General features: G+C 45.2%; 21 protein-coding genes. 13 read left to right on the top strand and 8 right to left on the bottom strand.

The genetic code is table 11. The annotated features are described in order from the left end of the window. A partial coding sequence (locus tag L5M71_RS07760) for an integrase core domain-containing protein (RefSeq protein ID WP_263208127.1) occupies positions 1-241 on the top strand: 241 nt, incomplete at its 5' end. A 13-nt stretch (positions 242-254) separates the two neighbouring features. Here L5M71_RS07760 and L5M71_RS07755 read toward each other — a convergent pair. Both L5M71_RS07755 and L5M71_RS07750 read right to left on the bottom strand, forming a co-directional pair. Then, positions 255-704, bottom strand: coding sequence for an acetyltransferase (locus L5M71_RS07755; RefSeq protein ID WP_263208137.1), 450 nt, complete (start codon positions 702-704; stop codon positions 255-257). 275 nt (positions 705-979) lie between these two features. After that, entirely contained in the window at positions 980-3184 is a 2205-nt protein-coding gene (locus tag L5M71_RS07750) for a M3 family metallopeptidase (RefSeq protein WP_263208125.1), read from the bottom strand. A gap of 410 nt (positions 3185-3594) precedes the next feature. Here L5M71_RS07750 and L5M71_RS07745 point away from each other — a divergent pair, with 410 nt between their 5' ends. Next, positions 3595-5238 carry a dipeptidase gene (locus L5M71_RS07745; protein ID WP_263208123.1) on the top strand — a complete coding sequence of 548 codons (1644 nt, stop codon included), beginning with the start codon at positions 3595-3597 and terminating at the stop codon, positions 5236-5238. 180 nt (positions 5239-5418) lie between these two features. Here L5M71_RS07745 and L5M71_RS07740 read toward each other — a convergent pair whose 3' ends face one another. Continuing rightward, the gene (locus L5M71_RS07740; protein ID WP_263208121.1) at positions 5419-5553 is read right to left on the bottom strand and encodes a hypothetical protein; all 135 of its coding nucleotides are present in this window, start codon (positions 5551-5553) and stop codon (positions 5419-5421) included. 442 nt (positions 5554-5995) lie between these two features. Between L5M71_RS07740 and L5M71_RS07735 the strand changes: the two genes are divergently transcribed. Next, positions 5996-7168, top strand: coding sequence for an AAA family ATPase (locus L5M71_RS07735; RefSeq protein WP_263208119.1), 1173 nt, complete (start codon positions 5996-5998; stop codon positions 7166-7168). Beyond that, a complete protein-coding gene (locus L5M71_RS07730; RefSeq protein ID WP_249554888.1) occupies positions 7165-7908 on the top strand; it encodes an HNH endonuclease in 744 nt (247 codons plus the stop codon). Before L5M71_RS07735 ends, L5M71_RS07730 begins: the two co-directional genes overlap by 4 nt. Before the next feature lie 641 nt (positions 7909-8549). Here the strand turns inward: L5M71_RS07730 and ggt are convergent. Beyond that, complete coding sequence (gene ggt, locus L5M71_RS07725) at positions 8550-10289, bottom strand: gamma-glutamyltransferase (protein ID WP_263208115.1); 1740 nt, start codon at positions 10287-10289, stop codon at positions 8550-8552. Between the two features lie 108 nt (positions 10290-10397). On the opposite strand from ggt, the gene L5M71_RS07720 reads away from it, so the two are divergent. After that, positions 10398-11738: a GNAT family N-acetyltransferase gene (locus tag L5M71_RS07720; protein WP_263208112.1), complete on the top strand. Its 1341-nt coding sequence runs from the start codon at positions 10398-10400 to the stop codon at positions 11736-11738. A 74-nt stretch (positions 11739-11812) separates the two neighbouring features. On the opposite strand, the gene L5M71_RS07715 is transcribed toward L5M71_RS07720, so the two are convergent. Both L5M71_RS07715 and L5M71_RS07710 read right to left on the bottom strand, forming a co-directional pair. Continuing rightward, the gene (locus L5M71_RS07715) at positions 11813-12436 is read right to left on the bottom strand and encodes a LysE family translocator (protein WP_106650850.1); all 624 of its coding nucleotides are present in this window, start codon (positions 12434-12436) and stop codon (positions 11813-11815) included. Positions 12437-12661: 225 nt separating this feature from the next. Then, a complete protein-coding gene (locus L5M71_RS07710) occupies positions 12662-13144 on the bottom strand; it encodes a hypothetical protein (RefSeq protein ID WP_263208110.1) in 483 nt (160 codons plus the stop codon). 239 nt (positions 13145-13383) lie between these two features. Here L5M71_RS07710 and L5M71_RS07705 point away from each other — a divergent pair, with 239 nt between their 5' ends. The 6 genes from L5M71_RS07705 to L5M71_RS07680 all read left to right on the top strand — a co-directional run bounded on the left by L5M71_RS07705 (position 13384) and on the right by L5M71_RS07680 (position 17965). Next, the gene (locus L5M71_RS07705; RefSeq protein WP_263208107.1) at positions 13384-13974 is read left to right on the top strand and encodes a YbhB/YbcL family Raf kinase inhibitor-like protein; all 591 of its coding nucleotides are present in this window, start codon (positions 13384-13386) and stop codon (positions 13972-13974) included. Between the two features lie 11 nt (positions 13975-13985). Continuing rightward, positions 13986-15152: a major royal jelly family protein gene (locus L5M71_RS07700; protein ID WP_263208105.1), complete on the top strand. Its 1167-nt coding sequence runs from the start codon at positions 13986-13988 to the stop codon at positions 15150-15152. A 154-nt stretch (positions 15153-15306) separates the two neighbouring features. After that, positions 15307-15783, top strand: a complete 477-nt coding sequence (locus L5M71_RS07695) for a VOC family protein (RefSeq protein WP_263208103.1) — start codon at positions 15307-15309, stop codon at positions 15781-15783. Then, positions 15770-16759 (top strand): glycine betaine ABC transporter substrate-binding protein, encoded by a 990-nt coding sequence (locus L5M71_RS07690; protein ID WP_263208101.1) that lies wholly within the window; start codon positions 15770-15772, stop codon positions 16757-16759. The genes L5M71_RS07695 and L5M71_RS07690 overlap by 14 nt, the downstream gene beginning before the upstream one ends. Further along, positions 16756-17241: an Atu1372/SO_1960 family protein gene (locus L5M71_RS07685; RefSeq protein WP_263208098.1), complete on the top strand. Its 486-nt coding sequence runs from the start codon at positions 16756-16758 to the stop codon at positions 17239-17241. Before L5M71_RS07690 ends, L5M71_RS07685 begins: the two co-directional genes overlap by 4 nt. Before the next feature lie 169 nt (positions 17242-17410). Beyond that, on the top strand, positions 17411-17965 hold the full coding sequence (locus L5M71_RS07680; protein ID WP_173244211.1) for a sugar O-acetyltransferase: 555 nt from the start codon (positions 17411-17413) through the stop codon (positions 17963-17965). Positions 17966-18089: 124 nt separating this feature from the next. Here L5M71_RS07680 and hppD read toward each other — a convergent pair whose 3' ends face one another. Continuing rightward, positions 18090-19130: a 4-hydroxyphenylpyruvate dioxygenase gene (gene hppD, locus L5M71_RS07675; RefSeq protein ID WP_263208095.1), complete on the bottom strand. Its 1041-nt coding sequence runs from the start codon at positions 19128-19130 to the stop codon at positions 18090-18092. Between the two features lie 98 nt (positions 19131-19228). Then, positions 19229-20389 (bottom strand): homogentisate 1,2-dioxygenase, encoded by a 1161-nt coding sequence (locus L5M71_RS07670; RefSeq protein WP_259567747.1) that lies wholly within the window; start codon positions 20387-20389, stop codon positions 19229-19231. A 214-nt stretch (positions 20390-20603) separates the two neighbouring features. On the opposite strand from L5M71_RS07670, the gene L5M71_RS07665 reads away from it, so the two are divergent. Continuing rightward, positions 20604-21518, top strand: a complete 915-nt coding sequence (locus tag L5M71_RS07665) for a LysR family transcriptional regulator (protein ID WP_115334369.1) — start codon at positions 20604-20606, stop codon at positions 21516-21518. A gap of 256 nt (positions 21519-21774) precedes the next feature. Beyond that, positions 21775-22569 (top strand): TIGR00266 family protein, encoded by a 795-nt coding sequence (locus tag L5M71_RS07660; protein ID WP_028759593.1) that lies wholly within the window; start codon positions 21775-21777, stop codon positions 22567-22569. The last annotated feature ends 34 nt before the right edge of the window (positions 22570-22603 follow it).

The raw sequence follows: 22603 nt of genomic DNA, 5'->3' as shown, positions 1-22603 counted from the left end.
GAGCCGTCGCGGTAACTGCTGGGATAATGCGCCAATGGAGCGGTTTTTCAGAAGTTTAAAAACGGAATGGCTCCCGACACAAGGCTACAAGAGTTTTAGCGAAGCTAAACAAGATGTGACCGATTACATCATTGGTTATTACTGTGAAGTCAGGCCACATCATTACAATGCAGGATTGAGCCCAAATGAATCAGAGCGACGATTTTGGGAAGATTCTAAAGCTGTGGCCAAATTTAGTTGACCACTATATACATCTACAATCCCTCAATGGAATGTAACGCCATATGCAACAGCGGATAAGGTTTACCTTGTCCATCAACGGGTGAGCGACCCGTTACTGAAAAACCAATATGCTGGTAAAAACCTAATGCTTGCTGATTCTGCTCATTAACATCAACCTTTGTGGCTCCCAGTTCATTAATGGCATGTGTCGCTAGCATGGAACCAATACCTTTTCCGCGCGCGTCAGGTGAGATGAACAGCATTTCAATATTGCCATCATGTATCCCGCAGAATCCGAGTATTTCTCCATTGTCATTTTTAGCGCACTTTAAGTGAACGGCGTCAAAATATTGTTCGAGGATCAACGGCTGTAATTCCTGTAGATCTTCTTCTGCTAAAAAGTCATGGGTTGCTCTCACCGATGCTTCCCAAATATTGAGCAGACTAAGATGATCTGCTTTTTCTACCATCTCAATATTCATCATATAACTCTATTGAAAATTTAATGCCGCCTAAGTGGCGAATAATAGTGGGTTAACATGTGAAGCGGGAACGTACCATTATTACTAATCCGCATTTAAGAAGTTTAGGCGTAAGTTCCGTAACATCTTTTTCCCAAGATGTTAGCTGCCAAGCTGCACTCTGTCATCTTGACCTTTCTCGCTATTTACCTATTTAGTATCAGTAAAATAAAAACAGGGAGTATTAGCTCCCTGTTGGTGATATTTCAAACTTCAATTTAGATGATGATGTTATGTTACTCGGCCAGTAATCCGCGGCTACGTAGTAGCGGCTCTATACCGGCTTCTTTACCGCGGAAGTTTTTATACATCAGCATAGGATCATCACTGCCGCCTTTCGAAAGAATGTTGTTACGGAAGGAATCCGCAGTGGCTTTGTCGAAAATGCCGTTTTCTTTAAAGGCTTCGAAAGCATCTGCACCTAAAATATCTGACCAGAGGTAGCTGTAGTAGCCTGCTGAATAACCGCCTGCAAAAATATGCGAGAAGTAAGTGCTGCGATAGCGTGGGCTAATTTCTTCAATCAGTCCCATTGCCGCTAACGAGTCCGCTTCAAACTTGGCCGCATCCTTTGGCGTAGTGTCGGTCAGTGTGTGCCAATCTAAATCGAGTTTAGTGGCCGCCATGTATTCAACGGTAGAAAAACCTTGGTTGAACTTGCTGGCTGCTTGGATTTTCTGCACTAGCTCCTGCGGGATCACTTCGCCAGTTTTGTAGTGCTTGGCAAATTGGGCTAACACTTCTGGTTGAGTCATCCAGTTTTCATTCACTTGCGATGGGAACTCAACGTAATCGCGAGGTACGGCGGTGCCGCCCTGTGAGCGATATTCGACGTTCGATAACATGCCGTGTAGTGCGTGGCCAAATTCGTGGAATAGTGTGCTGGCTTCATCGAAGGTCAGCAACGCTGGCTCATTACCCGCCGGGCGAGGGTAGTTTAATACGTTGACAATAATAGGTTTAGAATCAACGCCATTCATATGGTATTGCTTGCGGAAGGAGTTCATCCAAGCGCCGCCACGTTTGCTGTCACGGGTGAAATAGTCACCCATAAAGATGGCCATCAGTTTGCCGTCTTTATCGTAAACTTCCCAAGTACGGACTTCTGCATTGTATTTTGGCAAGTCGGTGCGTTCTTTAAAGGTTAAACCGTACAAACGGTTAGCTGTGTAGAACACGCCTTTTAATGTACTGTCGAGGGAGAAATACGGGCGCGTTTGTTGCTCGTTAAAGCTGTACTTAGCGACACGGATCTTGTCGGCGTAGTAATCCCAGTCCCACGCTTGCAGCTTAAAATTGCCACCTTGAGCGTCAATCATGGCTTGCATATCAGCCACTTCGTTTTTGGCTTGGGCCAATGCCGCTGGCCAGACTTTATTGAGTAAACCGTAGACGTTTTCTGGTGTTTTAGCTGTGCGTTCTTCTAACACGAAATCCGCATGGGTTTTATAGCCCATCAGTTGAGCACGTTCAGCACGCAGGGCAGCAATCTTAGCGAGGATAATCTTGTTATCGTTGGCGTTATTGTTGTTACCGCGCTCGATATAGCCTTTGTAGAGTTTTTCACGTAACTGGCGATTATCGGCATAGGTCAAAAAAGGCGTAATAGAAGGGCGAGACGTGGTAAATACCCACTTGCCTTCATGGCCACGTTTTTTGGCAGTTTCAAAGGCAGTTGCAATCACATCTGCGGGTAAACCTGCGAGATCGGCTTTGCTATCAACCACTAATTCGAAGGCATTGGTTTCGGCTAATAGATTGTCACCAAAGGTTAAATTGAGTTTGCCGATCTCTTCGTTCAGCGCGCGCAGTTTGGTTTTATCTGGCTCGCTTAAGTTAGCGCCGCCACGGGTGAAAGATTTATAGGTATCTTCCAACAATTTGGCTTGGGCCGTGCTGAGTTTTAGGCTGTCTTTCGCGTCGTGAACGGCTTTGACTTTTTGAAACAGTTTGTCATTGAGCAAGATATCGTCTTCAGCGGACGATAGCATGGGCGACACTTCTTTGGAGAGTGCTTGCAATGCTGGCGTAGTATCGGCGCCTGTCAGGTTAAAGAAGACGTTAGAAACGCGGGTCACTAGATCGCCAGAAAATTCCATGGCTTCAATGGTATTGGCGAATGTGGGCTTGGCTTTATTATCAACAATCGCTTGAATTTGTTCGTGTTGCTGAGCTACGCCCGCTTTAAAGGCTGGGAGGAAATGCTCTGGCTTGATCTTATCAAAGGCCGGAATTTCCATAAACGTATCATAGGGTTTAAAGAATGGATTGGTCGCATTCTGACTGATAATCTGCGCTGACACGGCATTGGGTGCTGCGTTTGCTTGAACACTGGCTTCGGGTTGTTGTGTGCTACAAGCGCCCAAAGTTAAGGCTAAAGCGATAGCACTTAGCGTGAGCTTAGCCGTGCGGGCTTGCGGTTTAAGGGTTAGTCCCTTCATTATTTGTTCCCCGTTAGGTCGATTATTGTTATGGGTGATTGTTTGATGATGGCCATGGATTTCAGCAAAAATTGAAGTCTACGCGCGGCTAAAACCATTAATTTATCTTAATGTGACTGTTTAACATGTATCGGACTAGGGGTTCCATCGATTTTGTGTTTAGTTTGTAACAAATGTTTTGTTTCAGGCTTTTAAGCAAAATAATATGGCAAACTGGCTGAGGCTGTTATCGCATCTCGGTGCGCTTTCTTGGCAAGGTCATGGGTCAAGGTTGTAGTCGAAGATAATAGCCGCAAACACGTCGCAGATGACTGGCGTAAGTAACACGTTGCACTAAACCAGCTTAATCCATTTTCAACCGTCTCTTGCAGTACGGTCCTAAAACACGAATAGCAATAATAGGATCTTCTATGTCTCAATCTGGTATTCAACATGCTCGCGTGCGTCGAGCGTTATCCTTGGCATTACTGACTGCGTCCAGCTGGGTTATGCCGCAGTGTATTGCAGCGCCAGCAACAACAGCGGCTCAAACAAACGTCCCCCTGTTAAGCCAAAATGCACTAAATGTCGCCGATTACGCGGTCGCAAAATACGATGCGGCTATGGTGCAGAGTTTGACTCAGTTGGTGAGTTTTAATACCCAAGCGGTTGAAGGGCAAACGCCAGATACCAATCCCGCCTTTATGGGCTTTAAGTCGAGTTTGAAGCAACTCAGTCAGGAGCTCGGGTTGGATTATGCTGATCATGGCTATGTGGTGTTGATTGGCTTAGATGCCAATTCGGCTGTAAACAATGAATCTAAAAAGTTAGGCATAGTCACCCACGGCGATGTGCAACCAGCTAATCCTGCATTGTGGGCGCAGAGCCCTTATCTGCTTGATACTCAATCGGAACCGGGCAAACTGATTGGTCGCGGCACAGAGGACGACAAGGGCGCCATCGTTACCGCCATGTATGCGATGAAGGCGATTAAAGATAAACACATTAAGCGAGATAGACGCATTGAACTCTTGGTTTATCTTGCTGAAGAGTCCGACTGGGAACCACTAAAAACCTTTTTAGCCAGCTATACGCCAGCGGACATGAACATTACTATTGATGCCGAATACCCAGTGGTCACCGCCGAGAAAGGCTGGAGCAAAATTACCTTTACTGTACCCAATATTACGATCTCCAATATAGAAGCTAAAGCAGAGGCTTCAACTCAAGCGCCCACGTTAACGGCTTTCTCTGGCGGCTATTTTGCCAGCCAAGTCCCGCAGCAGGCTGAAGCAGAAATTGAGGCGGTTTCACCCGCATTACTGACAAAGTTACAGACCAGAGCCGCTGCGCAGCAGGGCATGAAATATCGTTTTGAAAACCATTGCGTCGATAAGCTGTGTAACCTGCATATCTTTGCCGACGGTAAAGCCGCCCATTCATCCACCCCAGAGGATGGGGTGAATGCCGTGACACATTTGGCGGCATTATTAAGTCCCGAGTTGAATGATGAGCCTTGGCCGAAAACCAGTGCCTCCTTAACCGTTGCCGCCATGAACGAGCTGGTGGGGTTAGGCATTTACGCCGAGCAGTTTGGTGACCTAGCCTATAAAGATGATTTTATGGGACCGCTGACCTTAGCCCCAACTGTAGTGGTGCAAACGCAAAAAGGCACAGAGGTGACCATTAACTTGCGTCGTCCAGTCGGTAAAACACCAGAGTTACTCGCTCAGCAAGCCCGTGAAGCCTTAGCTTTGTGGCAGGATAAACACCAAGTGCAGCTTGCTGATATTGAAAGTTATTGGGGCGAGCCTATGGTGATGAAGGACGCGCCGCAGCAACAAACCCTGCTCGACGTGTTTGCCCACTTCACTGGCATAGTCAACCCTAAACCCGTTGCAATTGGCGGCTCAACCAACAGTAAATTATTCCCCAATGCCTTAAGTTTTGGCCCAGCCATGCCGGGCGTGGAATACACTGGCCATACCGAAAAAGAGTTCATCACCCATAAGCAATTTATGCTGAATCTAAAAATGTACACCGCAGCGTTTATCGAGCTATCGGCGGTTAAATAGCGCTCTTTGTTAAAGTGATTGTGGAATGGCATAAAAGTGTTGGGTAGCAATAAAGTCTGTATCAAGTATTAAGCTAAGCATTAAGGGTTAATAGAACTATGGCGGTTAAATCTTAGATTTCCGCCATTCCAACTTGAAATGCTCAAAAGCTCAAAAGCTCAAAAGCTCAAAGCTAGTGAGTTATATCGTCAGTTGTGCTGCATGAATTGTCATTGTTTCCCCTGTGACTAGCCATAAACTCGTCCCTGAGGGCTCGACGACGGCATCCATGCCGCCAACGGTCACAGTTGCAACAATGCCAATCTTAACTAACACTTCTGCTGTTCATTTGGCTAAAAAGCTATTGCCCCAAAACGAGTTGACTCGTTGTCTGTGGCGCAGTCAAACGCAGACTTTCTCGCCTAGAAATTCTCATCCAATTCACTCAAATTTTGCAATTCTTTGAAATGCCTAAAAGCTGGACAGGCATACAGTCATATTGAAATTATGACGATTTTTATCCCAACTTCGTGCGCGTATTCACATTCCAAAATAAATAAATATGATTAAAATCATGCAATTATAAAACCTATAGGTTAGATAATAGGTTTGGGAAACGCGCATGCGCATTTTTCCAGATGGTATATTTAACAGAATGCTGATAAGTTCTTTGCATACAGATAGTTAACTGTGCACGTTTTCACTGGTCCAACGAGGTAAACGCGCATGCGCACTAATAAAATGTTAAGCGATAAATGCTCCGACTATTGGAAAGAATATGAAGATAAAGTCGATAGATATTGAAGGAATTGGTGGTATAAAAAGTCTACATATAGATTTTGATGACCATATGAATTTTATCTGTGGCCCAAATGGAATTGGAAAAACTACAGTACTTGAATGTGTAGCGCATTCGTTTTCCGCCAACTCAACAAATATTCTAAAGAGAAACGTTTCGACCGAACACGGTAACTTTAGAGCGACTGTTGAGATAGATAACGACATTCTGAATTCAAACGTCAAAATTGGAGATTTTGATCCAGACAAACATTCAAATATTAGTGGCCTGCATCATTATGCAGGAAAATTACTTTCGCTAAAAGTTACTAGAACATTTCAATACCAGCAGCTGCATTCGGTTTCAAAAGATGCTGATAAAAGTACCAGTACATCATTTGAAGAGGCAAAATTTGGTGTCAATATTCATGAGGTTAAGAATTGGTTTGTAAATCGCTATCTTTATTCAGTGCATAAAGGTGCACTAACGGATGAACAGCTACACAATTTTGAAATAGCAAAAAAAGCTTTTTCATTACTTAATGAAGGTTTTAGCTTCAAAAAAGTTCTTGCTGCTTCCAATGAGATAATGATCGATTCGCCAAGTGGCGAAATCTATTACGAGTATTTGTCATCTGGATTTAAGTCATGCTTGTCAATCATCTTCGGCATAATTAAGGATATAGAGCTTCGCTTTAAATCCCCTTGTATTAAAGCTGATGAGTTTGATGGGGTTATTCTGATTGATGAACTTGAGCTTCATTTGCACCCTGAGTGGCAAGCAAAAATAGCTAGTATATTGGTCGATGTTTTCCCAAAGATTCAGTTTATTGCATCAACCCATAGCCCCCATATTATACAAAATGCAAAACCAAATGAAATTATTGCTTTAGCCCTAAATGAAGGTGATGTGTATAGAAGGCAGTTAAATGGTGGCTCTTATGGTTTTCAGGGGTGGACTGTAGAGGAAGTTCTTACAGACGTAATGGGGATGTCTGACACTCGGACTGAAACTTACCATCAATTGATGTCAGAGTTCGAAGCAGCAATCGATTCAGATAACTACAACAGAGCTAAAATAGTATACCAAGAATTAGAATTATTACTTCATCCTGAAAACCACTTAAGGAAGCTATTAAAATTTCAACTGGCTTCGGTAAAAGGTGAGGCATGATTAAGTTAGATAGATTTCCAAAGCCTAGCTTCCTTACCGATCAGAAAGTTAGTGAACTTGTAGATGAATTTAAGAAAAGTGGATCTTCAGTATGGAATGTAGATCAAATAAAGATACCTTTGCTTAACTCCAGCTTTGGTAAATGCTCGTATTGTGAGTGTGATCTAACGGAAGAGAGCAAATATATGGAAGTTGAACATTACGAAGACAAAAAACATAACCCAGATAAGGTTGTGACATGGGAAAACCTACTGCCTTCATGCAAAAAGTGTAATGGCTCAAAGAGTACACATGACGTGATTTCCGAGCCCATATTGAATCCTTACGTCCAAGATCCTAGAGACCATTTGGCTATGAGGTTTTATCGGATGCGAGGCCTAACCCCGCTAGGAAGAAATAGTATTGACGTAGTCGGTCTGAACAACCAAGAACGACTTGTATTGAAAAGATTTGAAATCGGGAGTCAGATAGCTGACTCCATTGAAATGGCCTGGGAGCGGTATTCCATTTACAAAGAAAACGGCAGAACTCAATCAAAAAACAGGTTGATTAACCTTGTTGAGGGTATTCTTTCGGAGTGCCAGCCAAAAGCAATCTATGCAGCTACCACATCAACTTTAGTGCTCAGTGACACAAGCTTCAATGAGCTTGTTCATGAGATGAAAAGAAATGACCTGTGGAATGATACTTTAGATACGCTTTTGGAAAACTCAAAGGATCTAGTTCTTAAATGCGTTTAACAATTCAAAGCACACGGACGCAGCGAAGCTGCGCCGGTGTTTGAGGCGTTAGCCCATAGAAATTTTTATGCGAAATGCACCTGATACACCAACGACCTAAAACGTTTTTGTCCCAAAGCGTGCTGGGTATCTCCTTCATACAGACAGGTTACACTAGTGCCAAAAAGGTGAGCCATGGTGATTTGCGAGACGACCGTCCGCCCCATGGATGGGGCGGACGAGCATCCAAGGACGGACTAGCTGCGTGTCGGAGAGTGAATGCCATGGCAAGCCTATATGATTGAATACCAGCCAACACTTAGATCCCTGTGACTGAAATAACAGGTCACCCAGTACAATTTGCCTACACCTTCTGTCCTGAAGTGAGTTGTGTTTAGTATGATATTTCATGACTCTATTGCAGGGGAACTAAAGTAAAAAACAATGCAAATCAGCACAATAACTTTTCCACGCAATTAAAAGCCCAGCTTATACAGTTATGTATAGCTGGGCTTTTTTAATCGAAAGTTTGCATTCACTGAGCGGAAGGACAAGCTTTACTCAGAGTTTATGACCTAGATCGAATCGGTCATAAATCCTTTTATCTCATTCACCTATTTCTCTCACTCATCTCTTTCACTAACATTGGCATCATGGAGATGCTAGTAGCCGATGGCTTCGCTACCCGAGTGGCGTGGATCAGACGCGCCAAAAATTCCTTGTTCGGTGACCATGATTGATTGCGTACTGCCCATAGCGGATTGTACTTTCACTTTGTGTCCTTTGGCTTCGAGTAGGGAAATGGTATCGCGATTAAAGCTGGACTCGACTCGCAATTCATCGGGTTGCCATTGATGGTGAACCCGCGTCGCATTACTGGCTTCGGCAATGTTTAATCCATGATCGATCACATTCATGATGATCTGCAGTGTGGTGGTGATAATGCGCGAACCACCTGGACTGCCAGTGACAAGGAAGGGTTTGCCATCCTTCATCACTATTGTTGGGCTCATTGAGCTGAGTGGGCGCTTATTGCCTTCGACCGCATTGGCATCACCGCCTACTAAACCATAGCCGTTTGGCACGCCGGGTTTGGCAGAGAAATCATCCATCTCGTTATTGAGCAGAATCCCTGTTCCCTTAGCCACTAAACCTGAGCCGTAGCTGAAGTTTAAGGTGTAAGTATTAGAGACTGCATTACCCCATTTATCGACTACCGAGAAGTGAGTGGTTTGATCGCTCTCATAGGGCGCGAGCTTGCCGGGCTTGATTTCAGCGCTCGGTGTAGCTTTATTCATCGCAATTTGGCTGGCGATTTTTTGGGCGTAGTCCTTACTGGTTAAGGCTCTGACGGGCACCTTATAAAAGTCGGGATCGCCTAAGTATTCGCTGCGATCGCTATAGGCGTACTTCATGGTTTCTGCCATCAGATGAATCGTCTGGGCGGTATTGTGGCCGAGTTTATCTATTGGGAATTGCTGCAATACGTTGAGCATTTCTATGATGTGTACACCGCCCGATGATGGCGGTGGCATAGACACAACCTCATAGCCACGGTATTCGCCGCGCACGGGTTCACGTTCCACTACCTTATAATTTTTAAGGTCGTCTAAGGTCATAATGCCGCCAGCGTCTTTCACCGCATTGATGAGCTTAGTGGCGGTTTCTCCTTCGTAGAATCCTTTGGTGCCTTTTTCAGCGATAAGACTTAACGAATGGGCAAGCTCAGGTTGTTTAAGAATATCATCAACTTGATAGTCACTGCCGTCGGCTTTGTAGAAGATAGCTGCTGTTGTTGGCCATTGGGCCATGCGGCGTTTTAGGCCTGCAAGGGATTGGGCAAGATCTGGCGTTATGCTGATACCTTCCTGCGCCATTTTAATCGCGGGCGCAGCGACTTGGGCGAGAGTCATAGTGCCATATTTTTCAAGGGCTAAGCTCATGCCCATCACTGTCCCTGGCACACCCACGGCAAGACCGTGTTCACGGCTCAGTTTTTCAACTGCGTCGCCATTTTCGTCGAGGAAAATGTTTTTCTTGGCTTTAGAAGGGGCCATTTCACGGTAATCGATAGCGATGGTTTTGTTTTCTTTGGCAATATGCACCAGCATAAAACCACCGCCGCCGATATTGCCAGCACGGGGTAAGGTGACTGCCAAACTGAAGGCGACAGCCACGGCGGCGTCAACCGCATTACCGCCTTGCTTTAGGATCTCAACGCCGGTGCGACTGGCGAGAGTTTCTTGGCTTGCGACCATGCCATGCTTAGCCCACACAGGTTGTGCGGTGGCCATCTGGCTGAAAATTGGCGATTCATCGGCAAGCAGACTGGGAGATGATAGTAAGGGAAGCGCCATCGCAATGGCGAGAATAAAAGGTCTAAAAGGTCTTGTTGGACGCATACTCAATCCTGAATTTATTTTAATTATGGCTATGCAATGTGCCGAGAATTAGGCTTAATTGCAACCTCGTATACTTGTTCACACCAGTAAAGGACGATAATTTACCCAATGAGACAGCTTATCTTGGCTTTTGCGAGCTCAATGTCGGATATTTCGGCCAGTGCGTGGAATGCTGCCATGGGTGAGGCGAATCCCTTTTGCCGCCATGAGTTTCTGTTGGCACTCGAGCAAAGCCGCTCCGCCTGCACAGCAACCGGTTGGACGCCTCGACATTTATGTGTGTTCGATGCGGGTGACACATTAAATGATGTCGACAGTAAGGATAAAAGCTTGTCGCCTTTGGCTGAAGGAGGGTTTATCAGTGTGCAAACGGCTAAGCACTTCAATCAGTTCCCACTTATTGCCGTCATGCCCTTGTACCAAAAATCCCATTCCTACGGTGAGTATGTGTTCGATTGGGCGTGGGCCGAAGCCTATGAGCGCCATGGGCTCGATTACTATCCCAAATGGGTGAATGCGATCCCTTTTACCCCAGTGCAAGGTCAACGGATGGGCATTCATCCCGAAGAAGAGCGCGCCGAGCAACTGCGCGTGGCGCAATTACTGCTGATGACATTGAATCGCCAACTAATATCAGCGCAGGATAATCTCGTACTTGAGGAAGCTATTCTTAATCAGTCAGGGTTGGGCGATAACCCGATTTCCTCATGGCACAGCCTGTTTGTTACCCCAACACAAACGCCGTTATTTGAAAGTTTGCCACATTCGCTGTTAAAACGCTTAGGCACTCAGTTCCATTGGCATAATCGCGGTTATCGGGATTTTAATGATTTTCTGGCGGGCTTTAGTTCCCGTAAGCGTAAAAATATCTTGAAGGAGCGGGCGCAGTTACAGCCTTTTAATCTTAAGTTTCAGTTTGTCGAAGGGGAGCAGACCACCGCTTCGCAATGGCAGACTTTTATCCAATGTTATCAATTAACTTACCTTAAGCGCTCCGGTCATCGCGGCTATTTAACGCCAACCTTTTTTCAGCAGTTGGGGGCACAACTCGCTGCGCAAGTCCTACTCTTGGTGGTTGAAGATGCAAAGGGCGAGATGGTCGCTGGCGCCTTGTATTTAAAAGGTGAGAATACCCGAGGGCAGAAATGCTTATATGGTCGTTATTGGGGAACGACGGTTGAGCTCGACGGTTTACATTTTGAGGCCTGTTATTACCAAGGTATTCAATATTGTATTGAACATGAGTTTCAAGTTTTTGATGCGGGCGCGCAGGGGGAACATAAGGTGCTGCGAGGCTTTGAACCTGTAGCAATGTATTCCTACCATAACATCGCCCATTTGGGATTTAAGGCGGCGATTGCCGACTTTGTTGAGCAAGAAACACTGCAAATGCAGCAATATATGGCGCAGATGCAGGATGTGTTGCCCTACAAAAAAGCGCCTTCATAAAGACCGCGTTAACAGGACTTTATTGGGCTCATTTTAGGTAGAACGGGTTACATTTAAGCGGTTAGTTCAAACCGTTAGCTCATGGCTAACCAAACTCCTACGCCTATCATTAGGCTGCCTGCAATGCGGTTTAACCAGCGAATATTATCGCCACGGCTCAAGAAGATGCGCAGGCTTTTGCCACCACTGGCGTAGGCGAGCATAGAGGTAAATTCGGTCACCATGATAATGCTCAGTAAGGCGAGGAGCTGCGGCGCGACGTCGCGCTCGGCATTGATAAAAGGGGGCAATAGCGACACCATAAATGCCCAACCTTTAGGATTGGCAATGGCGGTAATAAAGCCTTGGGAGATCAAGGTAACATTGCTGGCTCTGGGGTTAGTGTCATCATCACTTAATATGGCCATCTTGCCGCGCGCGCGCCACATCTGTACGCCGATAAAGCCTAAATAAATCCCGCCGATCCATTTAAAAATTTGAAAGACTTCGGGATAGTTGAGCATGATACTGGCAACGCCCATCACGGCGGCTGTCGCCACCAACGCCACGCCTACCAGTTCACCCAGCATCATCCACAGGGTGCGGCGCACACCTATGCTCATACCCAGTGTCATGGCGAGTGTCATGCACATGCCCGGAGTGATAGAAACAAAGAAAAAAGTCGGGATAAACACAGCGAGTAAGGCAAAATCAGGCATGGTTTGGTCATTCTTGGGTGAAGATGAGAAGGTCGATAGTGTAATGAAAACGGCGGATTTAGCCAATCTGCTTATTTTGAACTTGCTCTCTTTAAATGTAATCGGTTGTGTTGGCTGGCGATATTTCACGCAAAAAGCATATTGTAGTTATTATTAACAATATGCTCACTAACCCCATTGTGATTAATTCTGCAGTTGTTCGGTTAACAGCGATTAACTTCATAGTTAACAAGATAAGACATTGACTGTAGGTTCTACATCAGTATCGATCAAGTAGACACTATCGGCGCCCACCATATAATAACTGTATAGGTCTTGGTAAATATGTTCGCCTAATTCACCATAATAAGGACGGCGTGCATTTTTTACCGACTTCCATATTGGCCAAGGTAAAGAAAAATAATCGGCATTGGATTGATTCGTGATATTTAAATATGAATCAATAGGGAATGGCGTATTGCTTTTATCATCATGTTGAATATCACTAAAGTTATCACTTATGTTATCTAAGAAGGTTTGATAACTTGACTCATCAATGACTTGTATTCCTGAAATCGTTGGGAAATATAATTCCATTGTGAATGCATCGTTATCAAGTTCCTGCCACAGTATGGTTAAAGATAAATGGTCTAATCTGCAACTCAGGTTCGGGTGTGGCTTTAGGTTTCTGTTCACGGGAAACCAAGGTTGATAAGCCGCTTTAATCATAGCGAATCCTCGTTATATTATTGTGTTAAGAACATATCTTAGTTGTTTGGTTGTTACTTTTTTGCATTATTTTTGCTGAAAGTACCATAACCTAAAAATAACTGAGAAGCATGTTGAGATTATCCAATATTTTTTGAAACTCATATCAACCAAATGCGCCTTATCAATCATAATTTGATTGATATGCTAACCCACATTCTCAAATCAATGGTTAATGACTGTTCTAGGACAGTTCAAAAATGGGTTCAGCACATTATGAAATCGCCTTATTTCTCCTCTTTAAAAATACTCTCTTGGTGACTGTCGCTTTGGCCGCCAGTATTAATTACGTTATGGCTGACGACAGTGCCTCTGCGTTTAGTCTCGAAAGTAATTTAGCTGATAATTCAAGGTTCCCTCCTGAGTATTATTGGAATCAATTTGGTTGTTCGGGCGAAAATATTGCGCCGCGTTTAACTTGGCAAAATGTACCTGCCGGTACCAAGAGCTTTGCTGTCACTTTATATGACAAAGATGCGCCTACTGGCAGTGGTTTTTGGCACCGTGTTGTGTATGACATTCCGGCACAGGTGTCGACTCTCGCAGGTGGTGTGAATGGCGGAGCGCTACCCAGTGGTGCCATTGAAGCTAATACCGATTTAGGTAAACCTGGATTCTTTGGACCTTGTCCACCAGAGGGACGTGAACACAGTTATGTATGGACAGTGCATGCTTTGGATGTGGCGCAGTTGCCGATAGACAAGGGATCAACACCCGCTTTGGTGGGATTCTATCTTTGGCAGCATAGATTAGGCGAAGCAAGTTTAACGCTTTTAGCTGGTCCACGTTAGGAGGAATGAAGATGACCATATTATCTACGCGCATTACATACCCAATGTTATCAAAGGTTTTTACACTACTGGCAACCAGTTTGTTGTGTTCTCACTCATGGGCGACACAGACTGAGCCGCTGGCAAAAATGGAAGTCTTTGCCGAACTTGATGGGGCTGTGGGTGGTATTACTTTCACATCAGATGATCGATTGATTTTCAGTTATCACCCTTTCTATCAACCTAACATTAAGGTGGCAGAGCTTTTAGCGGATGGTAGTACTAAGCCATTTCCTAATTCGGATTGGCAGCAATGCCATGATCCGCAGGGTAAAGCGAAAGAACCTGACACTTGCCTTAATTGGGTGTTGGGGCTGCGAACCGACGATCAAGACAGAGTTTGGCTATTAGACTCTGGTCAGCAGGCGCCACGTATTGAGCCTAAATTAGTGGCGTGGGATACCAAGAAAAACCAATTAGATCGCATTATTCATTTGCCCGCGCCAGTCTCTCTTCCTGAGTCACAACATAATGACTTTGTTATCTCATCTCGACATCAAGCGATTGTGATTGCCGATGAGGGGATTGGCACGGGTCCCATTGGTGAAAAGGCTGCGCTGGTGGTTGTGGACTTAAATACAGGGAAAAGTCGGCGCCTATTACAGGGTGATAACAGTGTGATGCCAGACTTACAACGGCCACTGATTATCGATAAGGACTCAAAAGGTAGAAAGCAGATTGAAGTCTATGTGGGTGCCGATGGCATTGCTTTAGATAAAACCCAAACATGGCTCTACTTTGCCCCGATGAATAAAGACAAAGTTTACCGTGTGCGGATGACAGATCTCCTCAATCCTTCGTTAACGCCTGCGGCACTCTCTGCCAAAGTGGAAGCTTATGCCGATAAGCCCGACAACGGTGGCTTAAGTATTGATGAAGCGAATAATTTGTATCTAACAGAAGTGGGAGAACGGGCCATTGGCGTGATCCCTGCCGATTCTCGCCAGTATCGCACTTATGTCCATGATGAACGTATGGTTTGGCCCGACGGTGTGAGTTATGGCAAGCAAGGTTACTTGTACTCTGGGGCTGCGCAATTACCGTTATCGGCACCATTAAATAATGGCAAAGCTGAAAACAGTCCACCTTATTATATTTTCCGTTTTAAGCCGTTAGCGGCGGGCGTTCGTGGTAATTAATCCGAACAATTAATCTCATCAATTAATTTTATAACCTTACGCCAAGTGCTTATCTGAACTGAATTTATTCACATAATTTTTGCGGATTAAAACGGTTTGGATTCGCACTTGGTTATACCGAGTCACTGAGTCACGACATCCAGAGGATGACAATATGAACATTATCGGATTGGATCACTTTACCATCAGAACCCCCAAACTGGTTGAAACGCTGTTGTTTTATCAAGTTATCCTTGGATTGAAATTAGGTTGGCGGCCACAGTTTGGTTTTCCTGGACATTGGCTCTATGCCTCAAATAAGCCCATTTTGCATTTAGTGGAAGCGGGCGATCAGGCGCTAGATGCCTACTTAGGGGAAAGCAGAAATATTTATGGCTCGGGACGTGTTGACCATTTGTCGTTTCGTGGCAAGGATTTACACCAGATGCAGCAGCATTTATGCCAGCAGAGGATGATTTTTCAGGAACGAATAGTGCCTGAAATTGGTGAACATCAGTTGTTTCTTGAAGATCCGAATGGCATCAAAGTAGAGATGATATTCCCCTATGCAAAGGACAACGCCATCGTAGGGATTGTGATGGATAGGCTCACTATTTTAGACACCAAGGAGCCTGAACATGGCGGAGATTAATGTCTTCAGAAGGCAATTATTGCAAACGCTGGGATTGGGCAGTTTGGCATCATTGGCATTATTTCCTCGAGGTGTGATAGGTATGAATTCATTGAATACGAGTACAAATATGGAGAGCTCACAGGGTAAGCCGATGATTTGCATGGGAGTGACAGACTTAAGTTTTCATCGCGTCACCGCCGCTGTGGTGGCCCATGTGATCGGGATTATGGGCAAAGAGGTGCAACGAAGCTATGCATTGCACGAGGCTAATTTTGAGCAGCTAGGTGAAGGCAAAGTGGATATGCTGTGTTCTGCATGGCTGCCCCATAGCCACGGGATTTATCGACAAGGTGTCGAAGAGCGAGTTGCTACGCGGCAACTCGGGCTACATTATGAGCCATATGCGCTCTGGGGCGTACCCGATTATGTGCCTGTTGAGCAAGTGTCGAGCATTGAGGATTTACTCAAACCTGACGTGCAGCAACGTATGCGACCGATCATTCAAGGGATTGGTGAGGGGGCGGGGATCACGCGATTTTCTAAAAATATTATGACGCAATATGGATTAACGGCGGCGGGTTATCAATTTAGAACTGGCACTCAGGCCGACTGTGTCGCGGCTTTTGAGTCTGCCGTAGCGGTAAACGAGTGGGTGATCGTTCCTTTGTGGCATCCACAATTTTTACACCATCAATACGGTATTCGCGATCTTCAGGACCCCAAAGGTTTACTCGGGGGAAAAGATAAAGCGGTATTGCTCGCCCGTGAACGCGAGTTAGCGGTTAATTTCTCGCCCGCACAAATTCAGGTACTTGATAACATAGTATTATCGAATCAAATGGTTGCAGAACTCGATTATGCGGTTAATCGACAAGGAATGACGGAAGATGAGGCCGCTGCGAACTGGCTGACAGTCAATTCTCAGCATTTGACGACCTGGCTAGCCCCGCTGCTTAATCCTGCGAATGCCTCATCTCATGAGGTGACATTATGATGATCACACCTGAATCGCGGCTAATGGCGGCTGGGCTTGAACTACCTGAGGTTGCTGCGGCTCTCGGGAATTACGAACCCTATTCAATTGTTGGCAGTCAGTTAATGACCTCGGGTCAGTTTCCCTATTTAGAGGGCGAGCTTCAGTATCAAGGACAATTGGGCGCCGATCATACTGTGAGCGAAGGCTACGCTGCCTGTCGTCTTGCTACCTTAAATGCCATTGCACAATTGAAACAGGCTTGCGGTGAGCTTTCGCGGATAAAACAAATTTACCGCTTGGAAGGAGTGCTAAATGTGCATCAATCTTGCTTTGAACATCCTAAAGCACTCGATGGGGCTTCGGATTTATTGCTTGAAATCTTCGGTGAAGCAGGGCGTCACAGCCGGATGATGTGGACAAATCCTGTCATGCCGCTGAACAGTTTGTGTCTAGTGTATTTATTTGCAGAACTCTATTGTGATGACGAACAAAGGCAATGACCTTTGTCTCGATTGAGATTGAATGCTTGAATGTGACTCACATTGGCTATTAGCTAAATGTTCTGTCAGCAAGACGGGTAGTTCATTCAAGAGCATATGAGGCAGTTCTTGAACTTTCATCAATCGATTGTTAGGGTTAGGTCATCATGGACTGAATGTTGACAATACGATGACTGAGAAACAAAAAATGTTGGCGGGCCAGCCCTATAAGGCTTGGGATGATGAGTTATTGGCTGAGCGGATGCGGGCGAAATCCATTTGTCATCAGTTTAATCTGGCCGAACCGACTTTGCTTGATGCCCGAATGGAGCATCTTCGTGGCCTGCTTGATATTCAACACTGCGCCCATATTGAGCCTAATTTCTTTTGCGATTACGGCTATAACATCCATATTGGCAAACAATTTTACGCCAATCATAATCTAACCATATTAGATGTTTGCTCAGTCTCGATTGGCGATAATGTGATGTTTGGTCCCCATGTGATGATTTCTACCGCAACGCATCCTATTAATCCTATCGCGCGGCAAACGACGGAATACGGCGCGCCAATTCAAATCGGCAATAATGTCTGGCTAGGCGGAAACGTCTCTGTGTTACCCGGTGTGACCATTGGTGATAATTGTGTCATTGGTGCTGGTAGTGTCGTGAATAAGAGCATTCCCGCGAACTGTGTGGCGGCAGGTAACCCTTGTAAGGTTATCAAACCCATCAATGTGGAATAATGCAGGAAGGTCGATGCCGAGTGATTGGCGTCAATGCTGATGCTGATTTAAATGACGATTTAGATCGTCGTAGAAACAAAAACGGTACGCAGTGCGTACCGTTTTTTATTAGCAGGATGAATACTTACAGTACGCCGCGGCGCATTTGGTCCCGTTCAATTGATTCAAACAGGGCCGTAAAGTTGCCTTCACCAAAACCTAAGTTATTCTTACGTTGGATGATTTCGATGAAAATCGGTCCAAACAGGTTTTTAGTAAATATCTGCAATAAATAGCCTGTATCATCACCATCCACCAGAATTTGGTGATGTTTAATGCGCTCACGATTCTCTGTGACCTGCGGTAATTTGTCGAAAATAGTGTCGTAGTATTCAGGGATGATGTCTAAGCATTGGATTGAACTGCCTTCCATCGCATCCAGAGATTTTACGATATCGCGGCTTCTAAAGGCTAAATGTTGCACACCTGGGCCATTGTATTCCTTCAGATATTCATCAATTTGGTTTTTATCGCTGCCTTTACCTTCGTTAATCGGGATACAGAAGCTGCCATCGGGCGAACGCAGGGCGTAGGACACTAGCGCGGTTTGTACGCCGCTGATGTCAAAGTAGCGCACTTCAGTAAAACCAAAAATATTTTTATAGAAGTTAGCCCAATGTTCCATTGTGCCTTTGTAGACGTTATTGGTTAAGTGATCGACTTCGATAAAGCCTTTCTCTTGGGTGATCACTTGCTCTTCTAAGTCTTCAAAATCAGCGGCATAGATATTGTTATCTGCGCCAAAGGTGTCGATGAAATAAATCAAGCTGTCGCCAATGCCGTAAATCGCAGGATAAGGCAGATCTTTATTGGCATCATCGGCGGGTTTTGCACCACGTTCAACGGCAACGCGATAGGCAAAGCCAGCATCTTCTACCCGCCAGCCCATAGAACAAATGGCTGGGCCGTGGGATTTAGCAAACTTAGCAGAGAAACCTTCGCGCTCAGTGTTGAGCAGAAAATTAATGTCATTCTGTTTGTAGTACAGGATGTCTTTGTTCTTGGCTTTTTTCAGCAGTGAAAAACCAAAGTCTATAAAGACTTTGTGCATAAAATCAGTATCAGGGCTGGCGAATTCAGTGAATTCGATACCTAATAAGCCCAGTGGATTTAGTTCGCTTGCCATGATGTTTTCCTCATTATTTTAGTTCAACCGTCGACACTCTTTATCCCCTTTAATTACGTTGGGATACGCAACCGTTACGGTGCGCTGGTGGCTTAGGGCTAGTCTTCTAGCCAAGAGCGGTTGTAGTCTTTGCTCATGCAATTTTGTACATGTTCGGTTAATTTAAGTGGGGCGAATGTGTCCACCATCACTGCGTATTCATAGGTTTCTTTCTTGCCAATCGAGGCTTCAGTGCGGCCCGGTTGTGGGCCGTGGGCCACGCCTTTTTGATGTAAGGTCATGTAACCCGCTTCAATGCCCGTGCGGCTCATAAAGTCGCCATCGACGTAATACAAGACTTCGTCGCTATCGATGTTGTTGTGGTAATAAGGCGCTGGAATCGATTTCGGGTGGAAATCGTAGGGGCGCGGCACGAAGTTACAAATCACAAAGTTATGGGCAGTAAAGACTAAGTGATCAGAAGGCGGCAGATGGATTTTGCCTACCTTTGGCGCGTATTCGGTAATGTTGAATGCCCAAGGGTAAACACAGCCATCCCAACCCACTAAATCAAAGGGATGCCATTCAAGTGTGGTGAGTTGGTACTTATCGCCAAACTTACACACTAAGGGGAAGGCGCCGCGCTCAACCACAGCATCTTGCAATGTAGGTACGCGTAAATCGCGCTCGCAATAAGGTGCCGATTCTAATAGCTGACCATACTCGTTACGGAAATGCTTAGGCACTTCCACCATAGAGAATGACTCGATGACGAAAAGTCGCACATTGCTGTAATCGTTGAATTTAAGTTGATAAGTCGTGCCACGTGGGATCACGAGATAGTCCCACTTTTGGACCTTAATCGTGCCGTACTCGCTGTAGAGTGTGCCTTCGCCTTCGTGGACAAAAACCACTTCATCGGCATAGGCATTACGGTAAAACTCGTCGGTATCGGCGGTGACTTTGGCGGTATAAAGTGCTAAGTCATTGTTATAAAAAATCTTGTTACGGGCGCTGAAAAAATTACCTTCACGGTCGGCATCGCGGGAATCGAGTTTATAGTTTTGGACCAGTGAATCTTCCCAATTGGCACCATGGCTTAGGCTATAGGGCGCTACTTCCAACGCTTTGGTTGGCATGTTGTGGTGATATTTATTGGAATAAATATTGGAAAAACCATGGGTTGAGAACAACTCTTCACGGTAAAGCTCGCCGTTTTCCTTTTCAAATGCGATATGGCGCTTATGGGGGATCTGGCCTTGTTTCACATAAAATGGCATGGTTGTTCCTTCAATATTGCGTTGCAGGATTACCTACATCGCTGGTCGTTATGCTGCAAGTTGCATTAGTGTGATCTTGTTATCAATTTAGTTGCTTGAATGAACAAAAAAAAGAATAATAAATCCGTTATCTCAATCTAAAAATTAGATGGTATTCTAATCTTTACGAATCGTAGTGTTTCCGTGACATGTTCATAAGAGCCAAGGAGTGACCATGCGCATCGATATTGATGCTTTTAATGTGCTGCAAGTGCTGGTGGAAGAGGGCAGTTTTGCCAAGGCGGCGGAGCGGTTACACAAGGCGCAATCGGCGGTGAGTTATCAAGTTAAAAAGTTAGAAGAGCACTTAGGTGTGCAACTTTTTAGTCGTGAGCAATATCGTGCGGAACTGACGCAAGAGGGGCGGGTGATTTTGGCCGAGGGGCAAAGGTTACTGCAACACCTTGCAAACATTGAACATCTTGCCAGTCGTTTCAGTGAAGGCTGGGAGCCAAAGTTAGAGCTAGTGATAGATGGAGCCTTGCCAATGGAGCCAATTATGACGGCTTTAAAGCGTATGGCTGAGCATCAAATCCCCACTAAAATTCAGCTCAATATGGAATTTTTAGGCGGTGTACAACACAGATTTGAGCGGGATAATGCCGACTTGATGTTAGTGAAAGATTATCGCACTGGCCCCTACTATCATCCGCAGCCGTTGCCTGCAATTACTAGCGTACTGGTAGCCAGTGCTTCGCATCCTTTGTCTTTTATTCGCGAAATTAGTTTGTCTGAGCTGCAGCAACATGTGGAATTAACTATCGAAGACTCTTCACCCAATAAAAGTTACCGCGATGAAATGCAATTTGGCGGCGATAAAGTGTTTTATCTTTCTGGCTTTATCATGAAAAAGAACGCTTTGTTAAAAGGCTTAGGTTTTGGCTGGTTGCCGGACTTTTTAGTGCAAGAAGAGTTAGCTAAGGGCGAATTAGTTGAAATCGACTTCGTCGGTGGCAGTCGTTTTACGTTTATTCCACAGCTCGTCTCGACCTTAGAGCGTCCGTTAGGGCGTGCGGGACAACTTTTTACCGAGTTGATATTAGAGGAGTTTGCTAAGGCTGAGCAGTTTAATGGCGTGGGTTTAGGTTGATAAGTCGCCGTTTGTCATTTTTTGATACAAGTTACCGCATAAAATAATCGCATTTTGACATTTTATGTCATAGATTAATGCCTAGGTCAGATGAAGGTTTAGATTGAGAGTTAAAATAAGGCCTAAATTCAGACTGAGCTTAGATCTAGATTAAGGTCGAGATGAAGAGTGAAATTGAGCCGCGATAAGTAAAGAGTCGTCCATCGGGGTCAATCTAAAGGATAGTAACAAGGAACTGACAGTTAAGGGGAACAGTATGTCTAGACGTTGTCATGAAGTGGATTATGAAATTATCGGCCACAGTATGCAGTTGGTTGAAGTGGAACTCGATCCTAACGAAACCGTGGTCGCTGAAGCGGGCGCGATGAATTATCTAGAGCAAGATATTAGCTTTGAGGCCAAAATGGGCGATGGCTCTGAGCCTGAGTCTGGCTTTTTTGGCAAGTTGGTGGGCGCGGGTAAACGGGCATTGACGGGTGAGAGCATTTTTATGACTCACTTTACCAACCAAGGCAATCAAAAACGTAAAGTCGCCTTTGCCGCCCCTTATCCTGGCACTATCCTAGCGATCGACTTGGCCGAACATGGTGGTGAGCTTATCTGTCAGAAAGACAGTTTTTTGGCTGCGGCTTTAGGTACACGCGTGACGATGAAATTTAATCGCCGCTTAGGTACGGGATTTTTTGGTGGCGAAGGATTTATTCTGCAAAGCCTACAGGGCGATGGTATGGCGTTTATCCATGCGGGCGGCACCTTAGTGAAAAAAGAACTAAAAGGTGAAACCTTAAGAGTTGACACCGGTTGTCTTGTTGCATTTACCTCTGGGATTGATTACGACATAGAGCGTGCAGGCTCATTAAAGTCTATGGTCTTTGGCGGTGAAGGTTTGTTTTTAGCCACACTCAAAGGCCACGGGACGGTTTGGCTACAAAGCTTGCCATTCTCACGTATGGCGGACCGGATTATCGCCCATGCCCCATCTGCGGGAGGCAGTGATCGCGGTGAAGGCTCTGTGCTTGGTGGTATTGGTCGCATGCTCGATGGGCGCTAAATTATAAGCTGACATGTTGTCTCCTCTTAAGGCA

Origin of the sequence: Shewanella sp. SW1 (genome assembly GCF_025653545.1) — a bacterium.
GTDB lineage: Bacteria > Pseudomonadota > Gammaproteobacteria > Enterobacterales > Shewanellaceae > Shewanella > Shewanella oncorhynchi.
This window is presented reverse-complemented; position numbering and strand designations above follow the sequence as displayed.